The sequence below is a fragment of the Labrys sp. LIt4 genome, from assembly GCF_017813775.1.
In the GTDB taxonomy this organism is placed as follows: Bacteria; Pseudomonadota; Alphaproteobacteria; order Rhizobiales; family Labraceae; genus Labrys; species Labrys okinawensis_A.
The window spans coordinates 205,040-221,079 of sequence record NZ_JAGIPY010000004.1; the positions used below are offsets into that span (position 1 = coordinate 205,040).

14 protein-coding genes and 1 tRNA gene are annotated in these 16,040 nt (G+C 66.5%); 6 read left to right on the forward strand and 9 right to left on the reverse strand.

From position 1 onward, the window contains the following. Positions 1-55: 55 nt before the first annotated feature. Positions 56-131, reverse strand: a tRNA-Thr gene (locus J8I29_RS09305). A 323-nt stretch (positions 132-454) separates the two neighbouring features. Here J8I29_RS09305 and rpmB point away from each other — a divergent pair. Together rpmB and J8I29_RS09315 are read left to right on the forward strand one after the other, a co-directional pair. After that, on the forward strand, positions 455-745 hold the full coding sequence (gene rpmB, locus J8I29_RS09310; protein ID WP_105860972.1) for a 50S ribosomal protein L28: 291 nt from the start codon (positions 455-457) through the stop codon (positions 743-745). A gap of 353 nt (positions 746-1,098) precedes the next feature. Next, positions 1,099-2,097, forward strand: a complete 999-nt coding sequence (locus J8I29_RS09315) for a TerC family protein (protein WP_105860973.1) — start codon at positions 1,099-1,101, stop codon at positions 2,095-2,097. Between the two features lie 77 nt (positions 2,098-2,174). On the opposite strand, the gene J8I29_RS09320 is transcribed toward J8I29_RS09315, so the two are convergent. Next, complete coding sequence (locus J8I29_RS09320; protein ID WP_209431438.1) at positions 2,175-2,369, reverse strand: hypothetical protein; 195 nt, start codon at positions 2,367-2,369, stop codon at positions 2,175-2,177. A 76-nt stretch (positions 2,370-2,445) separates the two neighbouring features. Between J8I29_RS09320 and J8I29_RS09325 the strand changes: the two genes are divergently transcribed. Both J8I29_RS09325 and J8I29_RS09330 read left to right on the forward strand, forming a co-directional pair. After that, positions 2,446-2,721 (forward strand): sulfur globule protein precursor, encoded by a 276-nt coding sequence (locus tag J8I29_RS09325; RefSeq protein ID WP_105860974.1) that lies wholly within the window; start codon positions 2,446-2,448, stop codon positions 2,719-2,721. A 280-nt stretch (positions 2,722-3,001) separates the two neighbouring features. Continuing rightward, positions 3,002-3,676: a FecR family protein gene (locus tag J8I29_RS09330; RefSeq protein ID WP_209431439.1), complete on the forward strand. Its 675-nt coding sequence runs from the start codon at positions 3,002-3,004 to the stop codon at positions 3,674-3,676. Here the strand turns inward: J8I29_RS09330 and J8I29_RS09335 are convergent. From J8I29_RS09335 to J8I29_RS09345, 3 genes are all read right to left on the reverse strand, one after another. Beyond that, complete coding sequence (locus J8I29_RS09335) at positions 3,615-4,247, reverse strand: GNAT family N-acetyltransferase (protein ID WP_209431440.1); 633 nt, start codon at positions 4,245-4,247, stop codon at positions 3,615-3,617. The two genes, J8I29_RS09330 and J8I29_RS09335, sit on opposite strands and share 62 nt — an antisense overlap. A gap of 132 nt (positions 4,248-4,379) precedes the next feature. Further along, complete coding sequence (rpmA, locus tag J8I29_RS09340) at positions 4,380-4,649, reverse strand: 50S ribosomal protein L27 (protein ID WP_068283371.1); 270 nt, start codon at positions 4,647-4,649, stop codon at positions 4,380-4,382. A gap of 120 nt (positions 4,650-4,769) precedes the next feature. Next, positions 4,770-5,444: a 50S ribosomal protein L21 gene (locus J8I29_RS09345; RefSeq protein ID WP_105860977.1), complete on the reverse strand. Its 675-nt coding sequence runs from the start codon at positions 5,442-5,444 to the stop codon at positions 4,770-4,772. Between the two features lie 345 nt (positions 5,445-5,789). On the opposite strand from J8I29_RS09345, the gene J8I29_RS09350 reads away from it, so the two are divergent. Both J8I29_RS09350 and J8I29_RS09355 read left to right on the forward strand, forming a co-directional pair. Continuing rightward, on the forward strand, positions 5,790-6,428 hold the full coding sequence (locus J8I29_RS09350; protein WP_181161030.1) for a hypothetical protein: 639 nt from the start codon (positions 5,790-5,792) through the stop codon (positions 6,426-6,428). A gap of 273 nt (positions 6,429-6,701) precedes the next feature. After that, on the forward strand, positions 6,702-8,393 hold the full coding sequence (locus tag J8I29_RS09355) for a GMC family oxidoreductase N-terminal domain-containing protein (RefSeq protein ID WP_209431441.1): 1,692 nt from the start codon (positions 6,702-6,704) through the stop codon (positions 8,391-8,393). Positions 8,394-8,466: 73 nt separating this feature from the next. Here J8I29_RS09355 and J8I29_RS09360 read toward each other — a convergent pair whose 3' ends face one another. From J8I29_RS09360 to J8I29_RS09375, 4 genes are all read right to left on the reverse strand, one after another. Beyond that, positions 8,467-11,163, reverse strand: a complete 2,697-nt coding sequence (locus J8I29_RS09360; protein ID WP_209431442.1) for a nitrate reductase — start codon at positions 11,161-11,163, stop codon at positions 8,467-8,469. A gap of 259 nt (positions 11,164-11,422) precedes the next feature. Continuing rightward, positions 11,423-13,060, reverse strand: a complete 1,638-nt coding sequence (locus J8I29_RS09365) for a sulfite reductase subunit alpha (protein WP_209431443.1) — start codon at positions 13,058-13,060, stop codon at positions 11,423-11,425. Continuing rightward, complete coding sequence (locus J8I29_RS09370; protein WP_209431625.1) at positions 13,057-14,805, reverse strand: NirA family protein; 1,749 nt, start codon at positions 14,803-14,805, stop codon at positions 13,057-13,059. Before J8I29_RS09370 ends, J8I29_RS09365 begins: the two co-directional genes overlap by 4 nt. Continuing rightward, complete coding sequence (locus tag J8I29_RS09375) at positions 14,805-16,040, reverse strand: FAD-dependent oxidoreductase (protein WP_105860983.1); 1,236 nt, start codon at positions 16,038-16,040, stop codon at positions 14,805-14,807. Before J8I29_RS09375 ends, J8I29_RS09370 begins: the two co-directional genes overlap by 1 nt.

Below are 16,040 nucleotides of genomic sequence, written 5' to 3' on the forward strand. Positions count from 1 at the left end.
GCTGCTTCGCGGTCCCTGGCGGATCAGAAATGTCGGGTGGTTTCAATGGCGAGAGTGGTGCCGCTTGCGTGACTCGAACACGCGACCCCATCATTACGAATGATGTGCTCTACCGGCTGAGCTAAAGCGGCGCCAACGGTCTTCAGAAGGCGATCCTTTTCGGATGCGCCGCCCTGATACAGGCAAGCACAGCGGAAGGCAAGCCCTCTCGCGCATGCGCCGTAAGTTTAGAGTCAAACTCTTGACGCGGCACAAGCTCCCGACTATAGCAAGCCACACAAATTTTGGCGGGAGGTTCCGCCCCCAACAGGGGTGGCGGTTTTCTTTTTGCCCAAGCGGTCCTGTCGGCGCAAGCCGGGCAGGATTGCCGGACCCTCTTAACACCGGCAGGTCCCTGCGGATCTGCCCTGGCCCCGCCGCAGCGAGGCCGTTCCGAATCGAGAAGGATAGACCCATGTCCCGCCGTTGCTCGCTGACCGAGAAGGGCGTTCAGACCGGCCACAAGGTGAGCCATTCGAACGTGAAGACCAAGCGCAAGTTCCTGCCGAACCTGCACAACGTCACGCTGATCTCCGATGTGCTCGGCCGCTCCGTGCGCCTGCGCGTCTCGGCTGCCGGTCTGCGCACCGTCGAGCACAATGGTGGCCTCGACGCCTGGCTGATCAAGGCCTCCAACCATGAGCTTACCGCGCCGGCCCTGCGCCTGAAGCGCGAAATCGAAAAGAAAATGACGACCGCCCACTAAGGCTGGTTGCATCTCTGACTTTTCGGGCCGGGGCCTTGCGCTCCGGCCTTTTTCGTTGTCCGGGCGCCCAGAGCAAAGTGCGATTTCTCCGAATCGCACTTTGTTCTCCAATTTCTTGTTTTGGCGCGTTTTCCTAATCGAAGAGTCCATCAACTTTTCTGGAAAACGCTCCAGCGCGACTGCCTTGTCTTGCGCCAGATGAGCAAAGCTTAATGTGCTCGGCCTTGACGGCGGCCCCCTGTTTCGGCGATGCAGGAGCGCCGGTTACCGGGCCCCTCTGACGGTTAGCGCAAGCATGCCGTGATGTCGGAGCCGGCTTCGATTGTTTTTTCGAAGCAAAAGGGTCCGGCGTCATGCTCGATTTCCTGTATTCCGACTTTGCCGGCCAGCCCGCCTGGATGTGGCTGGCCTTTCTCGCCTTCGTGGCGTTGCTGCTCGCCTTCGACCTCGGCGTGCTCAACCGCGACGACAAGGTGCTGAGCGTTGCCGACAGCTTCAAATTGTCGGCGGTCTATATCGCGATCGCCGTGGCTTTCGGCGGTGCCATCTGGTGGGGCATGGATACCCGCCCCGACGGCACAAGCCCGGCGCTCGACTATTTCACCGGCTATTTCATCGAGAAATCGCTGTCGATCGACAATGTCTTCGTCATCGCGCTGATTTTCCGCTACTTCGCCGTGCCGGCGGCTTACCAGTATCGCGCCCTGGTCTGGGGCATCCTGGCGGCCGTGGTGCTGCGCGGCATCATGATCGCGGCCGGCGCCAGCATCGTGCAGAGTTATGGCTGGGTGCTCTATATCTTCGCGGCCTTCCTGATCCTGACCGGCCTGCGCATGCTGGTGGCCTCGGACGACCATACCGAATTCAAGGAGAACTGGCTGGTCCGCTTCCTGCGCCGCCACATGCGCATCAGCGAGAGCCTGCATGGCAACCGCTTCGTGGTGCGCCAGCCGGACCGTGCCACGGGCAGGAACCTGCTGCACGCCACGCCGCTGCTGCTGGCCCTGATCGTCATCAACGTCGCCGACATCGTCTTCGCCGTGGACTCGGTGCCGGCCATCCTGGCGATCACCACCGATACCTTCATCGTCTATACCGCCAACATCATGGCCATTCTCGGCCTGAGGGCGCTCTACTTCGCGCTGGCGGCGATGATCGATCGCTTCCATTACCTCAAATATGCGCTCGCCCTCGTGCTCGTCTTCATCGGCGGCAAGATCTATTGGGGCCATCTCGTCGGCAAGGTCGATCCGGCTCTCGCCCTGATCGTGACCGTTGCGATCATCGTCGGCGGCATCCTCTTCTCGTTGTGGAAGACGCGCGGCCAGGATAGGTCGAGCGTATCGTCCTGACGGCTCCCTCCCGATGACGGTAGAGAAGAAAGGCCGACTCCCGCAAAAGTTGATCTGTTTCAGCGGGAACAGACAGGTTAGACTGACGGCGTGATGATGGCTTGATCGGGTTCGTCTGCTCCTTGCGGCGCAAGGGAGCCGATCGGCGTCGCCGGGACGGGTCCTGCGATCCGTTTCGCGTCCGGGGGGAAGAAGGCAACGACCATGCCGGACGGCATGGCCGGAATGGTTTCGTGCGATTTCTCCTCCAGGCAGGCAGCGCTTTTGAGCAATCATCATCCGAAAGCCTGCCCGCACGGCTTACCGGGCCTTGCTTTTCGGAATCGTGTTCGAACGAGGAGAACTGCGATGACGATTTCCGGCCTGAAGCTCCGTTATCTGCTGCTGGGCGCCGTGCTGGGCGCGGCCGCCCTGGCGCCATTGCCGGCCTCCGCCCAATATGGTGGCGGGGGATATGGCGGTGGCGGATACGACAGCGGCGGCTATGACGATGACGACTATGGCGGCGGTTATCGCCGGCAATATCGTCCCCGCTGCTATTATCGCGTCGTGCGGGTGTATGACGATTATTACGGGCGCTACGTCAAGCGGCGGCAGCGCGTCTGCGAACGCAGCGGCTACTAATAAAGAGCGCGTTTAACCGAACACGGCTTTGCTCCACAGCATCGAGCCCGATCTCCAAACCGGGTTCGATGCGCATTTGCGATTCCGGGTGCTTCTGCCGAATTGCAAAATGCTCTAAGTCACCTTCTGCGGCACCGGGCTCGACCGGGAATGGGATCCGGTGCAGCCACGTGCCACTTGTCACGGCCCAGACACAATCCTTGGCCTATGGCATTCGGACAAGGATTGTGTTTCGTGGCTTTTCCGCCCGCGGGGTGGTTAGAGACAAGGAAGCGTCGTCATGCTGATTCACCGCCGTACCGTGCTTGCAGGCCTGGCCCTCGCCGGGCTGCGGCCCGGTGTCGCCTCGGCGATGCAGATCGTCGAGGTCGGCACCGTGCTGACCGTCACGGGGCAGACCACCGGGCAGTTGCGGGGCGAGAAACGCGCCCTCCAGGCCGGCGAGCCGGTTTTCATCGACGATATGCTGGTAACCGGCGAGGGTGCCCGGCTGGCGGCCCGGCTCGGGGATGCCACCCGCCTGTCCCTGGGCGAGCGTACCAGGGTGCGCATCGACAAGTTTCTGGTGGACCGGGGCGGGGAGCTGGTGCTGGAGCGCGGCGCCATGCTGTTCGACCGGCCCGACAACCAGCCGTCCGGTCCGCTCAATGTCACCACGCCATTCGGCCTGATCGCCGCCCGCGGCACCAAGTTTTTCGCCGGCCCCAGCGAAGGGGTCTTCGGCGTCTTCGTCGAGCATGGTGTGGTCACCGTCGCCACCAAGGGCGGCCAGGTGACCCTCACCAATGGCCTCGGTACCAACCTCGTCAACGCCCGGCAAGCGCCGTCCGAACCGACGAGCTGGAATACGCTGCGCATCGCCCAGGCGGAAGCCTCCGTGATCGGCGGAGCTTCTATGGAGTCAGCTCCGCCAGCGGCGCTGCCTCGCGGACGACGGCCGGCACCCAAGCCTTGAAGCTCGCCCAATCGGGGCGGGCCAGGCTGAAGCGATCGATCGGCAGGGCGCCGCCGCGGGCCGGCGCATGCTGCAGGCCCGAATTGACATAGCGCAGCCCGCACTTTTCCATCACCCGCCGCGAGGCCTCGTTGATCACCCGGCATTCACCGGTGATCGAGGTGATCGGCAGCGTCGAGAAGCCATGATCGATCAGGGCCCGCGCCGCTTCCGTGGCCAGCCCCTGGCCCCAATGGGGACGGCCGAGCCAATAGCCGATCTCCGCGACCTCCCGCTTGGGAAAACGCAGTCCGATGCAGCCGAAGAAGGCGCCGGTCTCCCTGCACTCGATGGCGAAGGCGAGCTCCTTGCCCGTCCTGCGGGCCTCGTCCTGATAGCGCACGAAATCCGCCGCGTCGCTTTCGCCATAGGGAAAGGGCAGGCGCCCGGTCATCAGCGCCACGGCCGAATCATTGGCGAGGCGCGCCATGCTGGGCACGTCGCCCTGATGCGGCTTGCGCAGCACGAGGCGCAGGGTCTCGATCTCGATCGAGGTAACGACAGTGGCCGGGAGAGACTTGAAGGGGGGCATGATGGGCTCCTGGCAAGAAGAAGGGGCGGAAGGATTTCTCCACCGCCCCTGCGTCAACCTGGAGTCCCAAATGGGGTCTTTTCAGGTCCGCCGGTCCAGTGGAGCCGGCGGAGCTTTCAAGTCCCGCCGGGATTATTCTGCTGCTACTTTGGTCGTGGCGACGTTGACGTAAATTCGGCCGTTGGCTCGGGTGCGGAAATCCACTCGGCCGTCGGTAAGCGCAAAGAGCGTGTGATCCTTGCCCATGCCGACATTGACGCCCGGATGCCACTTCGTGCCACGCTGGCGCACGATGATGTTGCCAGCGACGACGGCTTCCGAACCGAACTTCTTCACACCCAAGCGACGACCGGCCGAATCACGACCGTTGCGCGACGAACCGCCTGCTTTTTTGTGAGCCATGGCGATAACTCCTCGAATTCTATCTACGCCGGTGCTGTGACACGGCGGTGAAATCCATCAATCGGGGGCGACAATGCCCGAAAGCCGGGCTGTTGTCGACCCCATCCGTCCGAAATCGGCTCAGAGGTCCTTGCCGGAAGCCTGCTCGGCCTGGTCGACCTTGGCGCGGGGCGGCTTGCCGTCCAGCAGTTCCTTGGCCTGGACGACCCACTCTTCGCGGGTGGCGCGGCCGCGAAGCGAGAGCTCTTCATCCCACTTGGCGATATCGGCTTCGGTCCAGGCGGCGATGTCGTTCCAGCTGTTGATGCCGGCGGCGCGCAGCTTCTTCTCGATGGTCGGGCCGATGCCCGAGATCAGCGAGAGGTTGGAGGCGTCGAGATCACCGGCCGGAACGGCGGCGGCAGCAACGGGAGCCTCGTCCTTGGCAGCCTTGGCGGCGGCCTTCTCCGACGATTTGGCGGCAGCCTTGGAAGGCTTGGCGCCACCGGTGAGGATCTCGGAGATCCGCACCACGGTCTGGTGCTGGCGATGGCCGCGCTTGCGCTTCGAATTCTGACGGCGACGCTTCTTGAAAGCGATGACCTTGTCATCACGGTCCTGTTCGACCACTTCGGCGGCAACCGAAGCACCGGCAACCGTGGGAGTACCGAAAGTCAGGCCGGCGTCACCGCCAACGGCCAGGATTTCGGGGAATACGATGACTTCTCCAACCTTGGCATCGAGCTTCTCGATGCGGAGAACGTCGTTCTGATTGACGCGGTATTGCTTACCGCCCGTCTTGATGACCGCGAACATGTTTTTCCTCGTTCGGACCCGGCTTTCGCCCGCCTTGCCTTCCTGAAGGGGAACGCGACGGATCGGGTCCTTGCCTGAGCAAAGTCCCCGCAGCGGCCGGCTTTTCCAGTCGTTGATATTCGCCGTCCTTCCCCGCAGGAATGAACGGCCACGAAAAAAGGCACGCGGCCCAAAGGCCGCGCGCTGGCGTGGCTTATACAGCCGAGAGCCGCAGAGTCAAGGAAGTAAAGCCTATTTTCTGCAAGAGCGTCCGGCGGTCCGACTGCCGGCGACCCAGTACAGCCCGCCGGCGAATAATTTCCCTCCCCATGTGTTTTCCCGACATCCATGCAAGGGAGAGACAGCATGTCCTTGAACCGATCCTCGACGCGCCGCCTGGCGGTCACCGCTCTTTCGACAGCCTTCCTGTTGGCCGCGGGTGCGGCTCTTGCCGCGGGCGGGGGCGGCGGCGGTGGCGGTTCCGGTGGGGGTGGTTCCGGCGGTGGTGCCGGTGGTGGAGGCGGCGGCAGTGGCTCCAGCGGCGGGGGCGGTGTCACCAAGGGCAAGCCGATCACCGACATGACCACCTGCCCGCGCGGGCAGGTCTGGAGCACCCGCAAGAAAGCCTGCCTCAAGCTGAAATCCGAAGCGCTGCCCGATGACGACATGGCCAATTATGCCTGGGTGCTCGCCAAGGCCGACCGCTACGACGAATCGCTGCAGGTGCTGGATCTGCTCAAGGATCCGAATACCGCCAAGGCCCTCAACTATCGCGGCTATGCCACGCGCAAGCTCGGCCGGACCGACGAGGGCATCGGCTATTATCTGAAATCGGTGGCGGCCGATCCCCACTATGCCCAGGTCCGCGAATATCTGGGCGAGGCCTATGTGATCAAGGGCCGGCTCGATCTGGCAAAACAACAGCTCGACACCATCAAGACGCTCTGCGGCACCGGCTGCGAAGAATATCAGGACCTGAACGAGGCCATCGAGAAGGGCATCTGATCGCTGCTGTTCCGCCGGAAATAGCCTCCGGCGAGAGCGACAAGCAAAGTGTGCAGACCCCTTTCCCCTCGAAGGGGTTTGAGCGGGTGTGGCCCTGCCGGTTTTCGTCGCGGTAGCCGGCGGGGCTTCACTCCCGTCCAGGTCATGCTTCCAGGCCGTTCTTCCAAGGTCGCGCCCTCTCGCAGGGCGGCGCCGGGCGACCCGTGCATTTCCGGTTGGAGAGCACCGCCAAGCCCGGCTATGACTGATGGCTGAACTATCGAGGGTGGAAGCATGTCGCGCGGCAAGGCTGAGCAGTCCGGCTCTTTGGCGGGCCCGTTCGATTTCATCGTGGTGGGAGCCGGCTCGGCCGGGTGCCTGCTGGCCAACCGGCTCTCCAGCAATCCGGCCCGCCATGTCCTGCTGCTGGAAGCGGGGCGGCCGGATAATTATCCCTGGATCCATATTCCCGTCGGCTATCTCTATTGCATCGGCAATCCGCGTACCGACTGGCTCTACCAGACCGAGGCCGAGCCGGGCCTCAACGGGCGTTCGCTGCGCTATCCGCGCGGCAAGACGCTGGGGGGCTGCTCGTCCATCAACGGCATGATCTACATGCGCGGCCAGGCGCGCGATTATGACGGCTGGGCCGCCACGACCGGCGACGAGGCCTGGAACTGGGCCAACAGCCTGCCCGACTTCAAGGCGCATGAGAATCACTATCGCCTCGACGGCGGCGCCGACCCTGTCACCGGCGACAATAGCCGCTTTTCGGACATGCACGGCCATGGCGGCGAATGGCGCATCGAAAAGCAGCGCCTGCGCTGGGACATCCTCGATGCCTTCGCCGAGGCGGCGGTGCAGGCCGGCGTGCCCCGCACCGACGACTTCAACAGCGGCGACAATGAAGGCGTCGGCTATTTCGAGGTCAACCAGAAGGCCGGCTGGCGCTGGAACACCGCCAAGGCTTTCCTGCGGCCGGTGCGCTCGCGTCCCAATCTCACCGTGTGGACGCAGGCTGAGGTCGAGCGCCTGACCTTCGCGGCCGGGGATGACGGCCGTCGCCGCTGCACCGGCGTGATCTTGCGGCGCGGCGGCGAGCGCGTCGAGGTCCAGGCCAGGCGCGAGGTCGTCCTGTCGGCCGGCGCGGTCGGCTCGCCACAGATCCTGCAGCTTTCCGGCATCGGGCCGGCCGGCCTGCTGCAGTCGCATGGCATCGAGGTCGTGCATGACCTGCCGGGCGTCGGCGAGAACCTGCAGGACCATCTGCAGATAAGGGCGGTGTTCAAGATCGAGGGGGCCCGCACCCTCAACACATTGGCGAGCAGCCTGACCGGCAAGATGGGCATCGGCCTCGAATATATGCTCCGCCGCAGCGGGCCGATGAGCATGGCGCCCTCCCAGCTCGGCGCCTTCAGCCGTTCCGACCCCGGCCGCCCCTACGCCAATCTGGAATATCATGTGCAGCCGCTCAGCCTGAACGCCTTCGGCGAGCCCCTGCACGATTTTCCGGCCTTCACGGCGAGCGTGTGCAATCTCAATCCGACCAGCCGGGGCAGCGTACGCATCCGCTCCAACCGCGCGGGCGATGCGCCGGCCATCGCGCCCAGCTATCTCTCGACGGAGGAGGACCGCAAGGTCGCCGCCGACAGCCTGCGCCATGTCCGCAACATCGTGAGCCAGAAGGCGCTGGCCCCCTACAAGCCGGTGGAATGGAAGCCGGGCATCGAGTTCCAGACCGACGAGGAACTGGCGCGCCTGGCCGGTGACATCGCCAGCACCATCTTCCACCCGGTCGGCACCACCCGGATGGGCCGGGCCGATGATCCCGAGGCGGTGGTCGACAGCCATCTGCGCGTGCGCGGCGTCGAGGGCCTGCGCGTGGTTGATGCCGGCGTGATGCCGGCGATCACCAGCGGCAACACCAATTCGCCAACGCTGATGATCGCCGAGAAGGCATCCCGCTGGATCGCTCGGGGCGAGTGAACAAGACAGGGCGGACGTCTCGTCCGCCTCCTTCCCGATGCCGGGCTGTCTCTGCCACGACGCTGAGGCTTGCTCAAGCCGGCTGACGACAGCCTTCCAGGATCTTGCGGATTTCCGGCCGGCAGGACCCGCAATTGGTGCCGGCCTTCAAGGCCGCGCCGATCGCCTCGACGCTGTCGGCGCCGCCGCGGGCGGCCGCCTCGATGCGAGCCTCGTCGACGCCGAAACAGGCGCAGACCTGCCGGCTCGGCCGCAAGCCCGGGTCGGGCGCGCGCCCGGCCAGGATGAAACGGCGCGTGGCGGCGTCGATCCGTTCGCGGGCCAGCAGGTCCGTGGCCCAGGCTATGGCGTCCTCGTCACGGCGCGGCCCGGTCGAGAGCAGGATCTCGAGGCGATGATCGACGATCGAGGCCGAGCGGTAGAGATCGGCGGCGGGATTGCGCTGATGCAGCGGGCTCGTCCACAGATTGAGCCAGTTCGACAGCAGATCGTGCAGCGCTCCCGGCGCACGCGGGCTGGCGAAATGGACGATCTCGCCATCTGCGACCGTCATGCGGGCATGGCTGAGCCAGGCCGGCAGGGGCAGGCGGCGGCGCGAGGCGATGAAACCTTCCGCCTGCATCGCCCAGGGCCGGATCGAGGCCGGCACCGTCTTTGAATCGGGCTGGCCGGAGACGGGGTCGGTGCGGGCATGCACGAGCGAGCCCACGCGGGCGCGCGCGGCATTGGCATCGGTCCAGTGGATCGGCGCGAAGATCGAGCCGGGCTGCTGGCTGTCGGTGACCACCACGCGCAGTTCGACCTGGCCCTGCCGGGTGCTTACGGCGGCGAAGGCGCCATCCTCCAGGCCGAAGCGCTCGGCATCGGCGGGATGCACTTCCACGAAGGGAGCGTTGCGGTGCTGGGCCAGGCGCGGGCTGAGCCCGGTGCGGGTCATGGTGTGCCAGTGGTCGCGCACCCGGCCGGTGTTGAGCAGGAGCGGATGCTCGGCGGTCGGCGGAGCCGACAGCGCCGGCGGCGCCAGCGGGACGAGGCGGGCGCGGCCATCGGCATGGGCGAAGCCGCCATCGGCGAACAGGCGCTGCGTGCCGGCATCCCGGCCCGACGGCAGCGGCCACTGCACGGGCTCCAGGGCATCATAGGCTTGGTCGGTGAGGTCGGCGAGGGCGCCGATGTCGAACAGGCGCGCGCCGTCATTCTCGAAGGCGGACAGGGCGGCATGCTCGCGGAAGATCGCGGCGGGCGAGGCGAAATCGAAGGCCTGCCCATGGCCGAGCCGTCTGGCGACCTCGCAGATCTGCCACCAGTCTGGCTGCGCCTCGCCGGGAGGCGCCAGGAAGGGCCGCTGGCGCGAGATCCGCCGCTCGGAATTGGTGACGGTGCCGTTCTTCTCGCCCCAGGCGGCCGATGGCAGCACCACGGTCGCGGCCTCGGCGAGGCCGTCGACATGGGCACTGACCTCGGAGACGGCGAGGAAATCGAGCTGGCGCAGGGCCGAACGCATGGCGTCGGCGCGCGGCAGGCTGGCGGCCGGATTGGTGCAAAGCACCCACAGCGCGCGGATCTCGCCGCGCTCGATCGCCTCGAACATCGAGACAGCCTTGCGGCCTTCCTTCCCAGCCATTCCAGGGGCCTGCCAGAAGCGGCCGACGCGATCCACCTCGTCCGGCGAAAACCCCATATGGGCCGCGAGCTGGTTGGCGAGCCCGCCCACCTCGCGCCCGCCCATGGCGTTGGGCTGGCCGGTGAGCGAGAAGGGCCCGCAGCCGGGCCTGCCGATGCGGCCGGCGGCGAGATGGACGTTGAGGATGGCGTTGACCTTGTCGGTCCCCTGGGCCGACTGGTTGATGCCCTGGCTGAAGCAGGTGACCACGCGCGGCGTCTCGATCCACCAGTCGAGAAAGGCGGCGAGGGCCTGTTCTGTGAGGCCACAGCGGGCGGCAGCATCGGCGCGGCTGGGTGCGATCTCCCGGGCATTGGCAAGAGCGGCTTCGAACCCGTCGGTGTGGCGGGTGACATAGTTGGTGTCGACGGCCCCTCCCTCGGCGATCTCGACCAGCAGGCGGGCGAAGAGAACGGCGTCCATGCCCGGCGCCACGGCAAGATGCAGGTCGGCGCTGTCGGCCGTGACCGTCCGGCGGGGGTCGATCACCACGACGCGGGTGCCGCGCCGGGTGCGGGCCTGCTCGATGCGCTGCCAGAGCACGGGATGGCACCAGGCCGTGTTGGAGCCCGTCAGCACGACGAGATCGGCTTCATCGAGATCCTCATAGCAGCCCGGCACGATGTCGGCGCCGAAGGCGCGGCGATGGCCGGCAACGGTGGAGGCCATGCACAGGCGCGAATTGGTGTCCACATTGGCCGAACCGATGAAGCCCTTCATCAGCTTGTTGGCGACGTAATAGTCCTCGGTCAGCAATTGGCCCGAGAGATAGAGCGCCACCGCATCGGGGCCATGGCGCTCGATGGTGTCCCTGAATCCCTTGGCGACGGCATCGAGGGCGCGGTTCCAGGTGGTGCGCACGCCGTGGATGGTGGGATGGAGGAGGCGATGGCCGGTGGCCAGCGTCTCGCCGAGCGCCGCCCCCTTGACGCAGAGCCGGCCCTGATTGGCGGGATGGGCGGCATCCCCGGCAATGGTGGCACCACCCTTGCCGTCGGCGGTGGCGACGACGCCACAGCCGACCCCGCAATAGGCGCAGGTGGTGCGCACGGGGGCGGGGGCATGCGTGATCGTCGAAGGATCGGGGGTGGGCATGGAGACGTTCATGGACGAGGTCTCCGGGGCCTGCACGAGAAGGCGCGAGTACTCTTCTCCCCTTGCGGGAGAAGGTGGCCGAGCGTAGCGAGGTCGGATGAGGGGGGGCGGCGGATACCTACCAAGGTTGCGTTTCTCCCCTCATCCGCCCCCAATTTCTTAACCTGAACGCGTGGTCCTGAAAGGACCACGCTACGGCACCTTCTCCCGCAAGGGGAGAAGGGTATTCGCGCCTTTTTTTTGGGTAAGGGTATCATCGCGCCGCTCCCCCTCAATAGACGTCGGCCTGGTAGCGGCCGGCCTTTTTCAGCGCGTTGACGAAGCTGGCCGCCTCCTCGGTGGAGCGCGCGCCCCATTGCGCCACGATGTCGACCAAAGCGCGCTCCACATCGCGCGCCATGCGCTTGGCATCGCCGCAGACATAGAAATGGGCGCCCTCGGCCAGCCAGCGCCAGAGATCGGCGCCGACCTCGCGCATGCGGTCCTGCACGTAGAACTTGCCCTCGGCGTCGCGCGACCAGGCCAGCGACAGGCGGGTGAGCAGACCGCTCTCGCGCATGGCGGCGAACTCCTCCTCATAGAAGAAATCATGGTCGCGATGCTGGTGGCCGAAGAACAGCCAGTTGCGCCCGGAGGCGCCCTCTGCCTTGCGCTCCTGCAGGAAGGCGCGGAACGGGGCGACGCCCGTGCCCGGGCCGACCATGATCACCGGGGTGTCGCCCTTCTCCGGCAGGCGGAAGCCATGGGCCTTCTGCACATAGACCTTGAGTTCCTCGCCCTCGGCGATGCGTTCGCCCAGGAAGGTGGAGGCAACGCCCAGCCGGTCGCGCGCGCCGATGCGGTAGCGCACCGTATCCACGGTCAGCGAGATCCGGCCCGGATTGGCCTTGTGCGAGGAGGAGATCGAATAGAGCCGCGGCTGCAGGGGATCGAGGGTCTCGAGGAAAGCCTCGGCGCCGGGGCGGATGCCCTGGAACTTGTAGAGCACGGCGAGCACGTCGAGCGTCGCCGCATCGCCGTCCGGGTCCTCGCCATTGGCCAGCGCCCGGGCTTTGCGGCGCAGGTCCCCGGTGCTGAGATAGGACAGGAGCTGGAACAGGGGGTCGGGCGGCGTGCCGAGCGAAACGTCCTCGATCAGCCTGTCGCGCAGGCTTTTGCCATCGATCAGCGCCTCCGGGCGCGCGCCGAGCAGGGCGATGATCTGGTCGGCGAGGCCCGCCTGATTACGGGGAATCACCCCGAAACTATCGCCCGCGACATAATCGAGCCCGCTATCGGAGAGGTCGAACTCGACGTGCCAGGTCGTCTTGGCGGATTTCTCGCCATTGAGCCGGCGGCGCGACAGGAAGCGTGCCGCGACCGGATTGTCGCGCGAGCGGCCGGGCAGGCCAGCAGCCGGGGGCTCGCCGACCTCGGCCTGGATATTCTCGGCCCTCGCGGCGGCGCTCGCGGGCGAAGCGATGGCGTCCTGCCCGATCTCCTGCGCCAGGGCCTTGAGCATGCGGGCGGTTTCCTTGCCGCCGGGCGCACACAAGGTGAGGCGTTCTTCCTTGCGCAGAAAGAGCGCGTTGGCATAGTCGGCGCAGTTGTAGCCGCATTGGCCGCAATCCTGCTGGGCCATTGCCGCCATCAGGCGTGGTGCCAGCGGCCTGTCCTTGGCTAAGGCAAGCCGCTCCTCGAGGCCCATGCTCGGATCGTGCCAGGGAGCCTCGTCATTGTCGGCCAAAGTGGGGCCGGCGGGTTGAGCGGAACCGGGGCTATCCGATGCCGGCAGGTCGGCAACAGCCATGCCGCCCTGGGCGGCGAGGACAGCACCGAAAAAGCCGTCGAGCCAGGCTCTCTGCTCCGGGCTGAAGGGCGCGCCTTCAGGGATGAGCGAACGTTGGGGCGGGATGGCGATCATGTTCATACGCTGGCATGCTCCCTGTCGTCGACCAGGCCGCGCAGGGCCTCCGGCTCGTGCCGGCTGGTGAAGGCCTGGAAGCTCTCCGCCGGACCCTTGCGGCGCTCCAGATAGGCCCGCAGCAGCCCCTCGACCTTGCCGGCGCAATCCTCGGCCCGGATCTCCTTCCAGAGTTCACGGCCGATCCTGGCCTGGTCGCCATAACCGCCGCCGACGACGATCGAATAGCCCTCGGCCTGGTCGCCTTCCTCGTTCAGTGTCACCTTGGCGCCGATCAGGCCGATATCACCGATATAGTGCTGGGCGCAGGAATGATGGCAGCCGGTGAGATGCACGTTGACGGGCACGTCGAGCGCAAGCCTGGCATCGACGTGATCGGCGATCTCCAGCGCGTGCTCCTTGGTGTGGGCGGCGGCAAACTTGCAGCCGGTGGCGCCGGTGCAGGCCACCAGGCCGGCGCGTAGCGAGGTCGCCTTCCAATCGAGGCCCAGAGCCTCGATCGCGGCCTTGGCGTCCTCGACCTTGCCATCCGGCACGCCGGAGATCAGCAGGTTCTGCCAGACGGTGAGCCGGACGTCGCCATCACCGAAATCACGGGCAATGGCCGCGAGCCCGCGCATCTGGGGAGCGTCCATGCGGCCGACGGGCAGAGTGACGCCGATCCAGTTCAGGCCGGGCTGGCTCTGGGAATGCACGCCGATATGGGCCAGGCGGTCGAAGGCGGGGCGCGGCTCGGCCCCGTCCTCCGACAGGCGGGTGAGTTTGCGGCCGAGCTTGGCCTCCACCGCCTTGAGATAGGCCTCGAAGCCAATGGCATCGAGGACATATTTCATGCGCGCCTTGGTGCGGTTGGTGCGGTCGCCCTTGTCGATGAACACCCGCACGATGGCATCGGCGATGGCGCAGCATTCCTCGGCCTTGCAGAACACGCCGGTCGGGCGGGCGAGGTCACGATGGCCGGTGATGCCGCCCAGGACGAGGCGGAACCAGATCTCGCCGCCGATGCGCACGGCCTGGAAGCCGATATCGTTGGTCTCCTCGAGCGTAGCGATGCGCCCGCCGCCGTCGAAGGCGACGTTGAACTTGCGCGGCAGGCCGTAGAGCGAACGGTCGTTGAGGATGTGATAGTGCCATTCGCGGGCGAGCGGCCTGGTGTCGGCCAGCTCCTGGGGATCGATGCCGGCAGTGGCCGAACCGGTGACGTTGCGGATGTTGTCGGCGCCCGAACCGCGCGAGCACAGGCCGAGATCCTGGATCGCCTCGACCACGCGGGGCGCATTGTCCGGCATCACCTCGCGGATCTGCAGATTGGCCCGGGTGGTGACATGGGCATAGCCCCCGCCCATGCGTTCGGCGACATCGGCCATGCCGGCGAACTGCCAATGGTTGAGGATGCCGTTGGGAATGCGCAGCCGCACCATGTAGCTCGACTGGGCCGGCGCCACATAGAACAGGCCGAAATAGCGCCAGCGGAAATTGTCCTCGGGCTTGGGAAATGCACCGTCCTTCGCCTGCGCCTTCAGGCGGGGATAGGCGTCGAAGGGATGTTCGGCCCGCTTCCATTTCTCCTGGTCGACGAGCTTGCCGCCGCCGGCGGTCACGGCGTCCTGCGCCTGAAGATGCGTGGCGTCCGGGCCCATCGGGACCGGCGCTGCCGCAGCGGGTGCCGATTTGGCGCCGCCGACGGCCTGCATGCCGGAGACGAAACCTTCGAGATAGCGTTTCTGGTCGGAGGTGAAGTCGCCACCCATCATGCGGCCTCCCTCAGAACCCGCGAGGGGGCGGTTTCGCAGAAGGCGCGGCCGAAGATCAGGCTTTCGCGGATGGCGGAGATGTCGCTGCCGGCCCGGATCAGCTCCTTGTACCAGACGGCATCCTCGGCCTCGCCGACCATGGCGGCGCCGATGAGGCGGTTGTCCTTCAGCACCAGGCGCTTGCACAGCCCGGCGCCGCGGTCCTCCAGCAGGATGTCGTCATTGCCGTCACCGAGGAAGTCACCGGCCGAGAACACCGGAATGCCGGAGACCTTGAGATTGGTCGACAGGGCGGTGCCCTCATAGGCGGCCTTGGTGTCGCCGCCCCAGCGGCGCGCCAGCACGCGCGCCTGTTCATAGGCGGGCTCGACCAGGCCATAGACCTGGCCGCGATGCTCGGCGCATTCGCCGATGGCGTGGATGAAGGGCACCACGGTGGCAAGGCCGTCATCCACCAGGACGCCGCGGCCAACCGGCAGGTCGGCGGCCTTGGCGAGGCCGGTATTGGGGCGCACGCCCACGGCCACGACCACCATGTCGACGGGCAGGCGGGAACCGTCGGCGAAGAGGAGAGCCTGCGCCTTGTCCTCGCCCTCGACCTCCTGGGTCTGGGCATTGAGCAGGACGCGGATGCCCTTGCGCTCCACCGCGCGCTTGAGAAAGGCGGCTGTCCGTCGGTCCAGCTGGCGTTCCATCAGGCGGTCCATGACGTGGACCAGGGTGACCTTGGCCCCGCCCTTGGCCAGGCCATAGGCGGCCTCGATGCCGAGCAGCCCGCCGCCGATCACGGCGATGCGGCGGTTGAGGCGGGCCGCTTCCTGCAGGGCCGGCAGGTCGGCGAAGTCGCGGAAGGTTGTCACCCCCGGCAGCGTCATGCCGGGAATCGGCAGGCGGATGGCGGAAGAGCCGGTTGCCAGCACCACCCGGTCGAAGGACAGGGCGGTGCCGTTGGCGAGGTGGGCCGTGCGGGCGGCCGGATCGAGGCCGGTGACGGTCTGTCCCGTGACCAGGCGGATGCCCTGGGCGCCATACCAGGCCTCGTCCCGCAGCGCGATGGCGTCCCGGCCGATATCGCCGGCGAGCAGCGCGGAGAGCAGCACGCGGTTGTAGCCCGGCCGCGGCTCGGCGCCGACGACGCTGGTCTCGAACCGGCCCGGCGCATGGGCGGCGAGTTCCTCGCACAGCCTGACGCTGGCCATGCCGTTGCCGATGATCAGGAGCTTTTCCGTCAT

Coding starts and splice junctions, on each gene's coding strand:
- J8I29_RS09315 (WP_105860973.1), top strand. CDS start 1,099: ATGCTCGATTTCCTGTATTCCGACTTTGCCGGCCAGCCCGCCTGGATG.
- J8I29_RS09325 (WP_105860974.1), top strand. CDS start 2,446: ATGACGATTTCCGGCCTGAAGCTCCGTTATCTGCTGCTGGGCGCCGTG.
- J8I29_RS09370 (WP_209431625.1), bottom strand. CDS start 14,805: ATGGGTGGCGACTTCACCTCCGACCAGAAACGCTATCTCGAAGGTTTC.
- J8I29_RS09345 (WP_105860977.1), bottom strand. CDS start 5,444: ATGTTCGCGGTCATCAAGACGGGCGGTAAGCAATACCGCGTCAATCAG.
- J8I29_RS09335 (WP_209431440.1), bottom strand. CDS start 4,247: ATGCCCCCCTTCAAGTCTCTCCCGGCCACTGTCGTTACCTCGATCGAG.
- J8I29_RS09365 (WP_209431443.1), bottom strand. CDS start 13,060: ATGAACATGATCGCCATCCCGCCCCAACGTTCGCTCATCCCTGAAGGC.
- J8I29_RS09375 (WP_105860983.1), bottom strand. CDS start 16,040: ATGACGGAAAAGCTCCTGATCATCGGCAACGGCATGGCCAGCGTCAGG.
- rpmA (WP_068283371.1), bottom strand. CDS start 4,649: ATGGCTCACAAAAAAGCAGGCGGTTCGTCGCGCAACGGTCGTGATTCG.
- J8I29_RS09360 (WP_209431442.1), bottom strand. CDS start 11,163: ATGAACGTCTCCATGCCCACCCCCGATCCTTCGACGATCACGCATGCC.
- J8I29_RS09355 (WP_209431441.1), top strand. CDS start 6,702: ATGTCGCGCGGCAAGGCTGAGCAGTCCGGCTCTTTGGCGGGCCCGTTC.
- J8I29_RS09330 (WP_209431439.1), top strand. CDS start 3,002: ATGCTGATTCACCGCCGTACCGTGCTTGCAGGCCTGGCCCTCGCCGGG.
- J8I29_RS09350 (WP_181161030.1), top strand. CDS start 5,790: ATGTCCTTGAACCGATCCTCGACGCGCCGCCTGGCGGTCACCGCTCTT.
- rpmB (WP_105860972.1), top strand. CDS start 455: ATGTCCCGCCGTTGCTCGCTGACCGAGAAGGGCGTTCAGACCGGCCAC.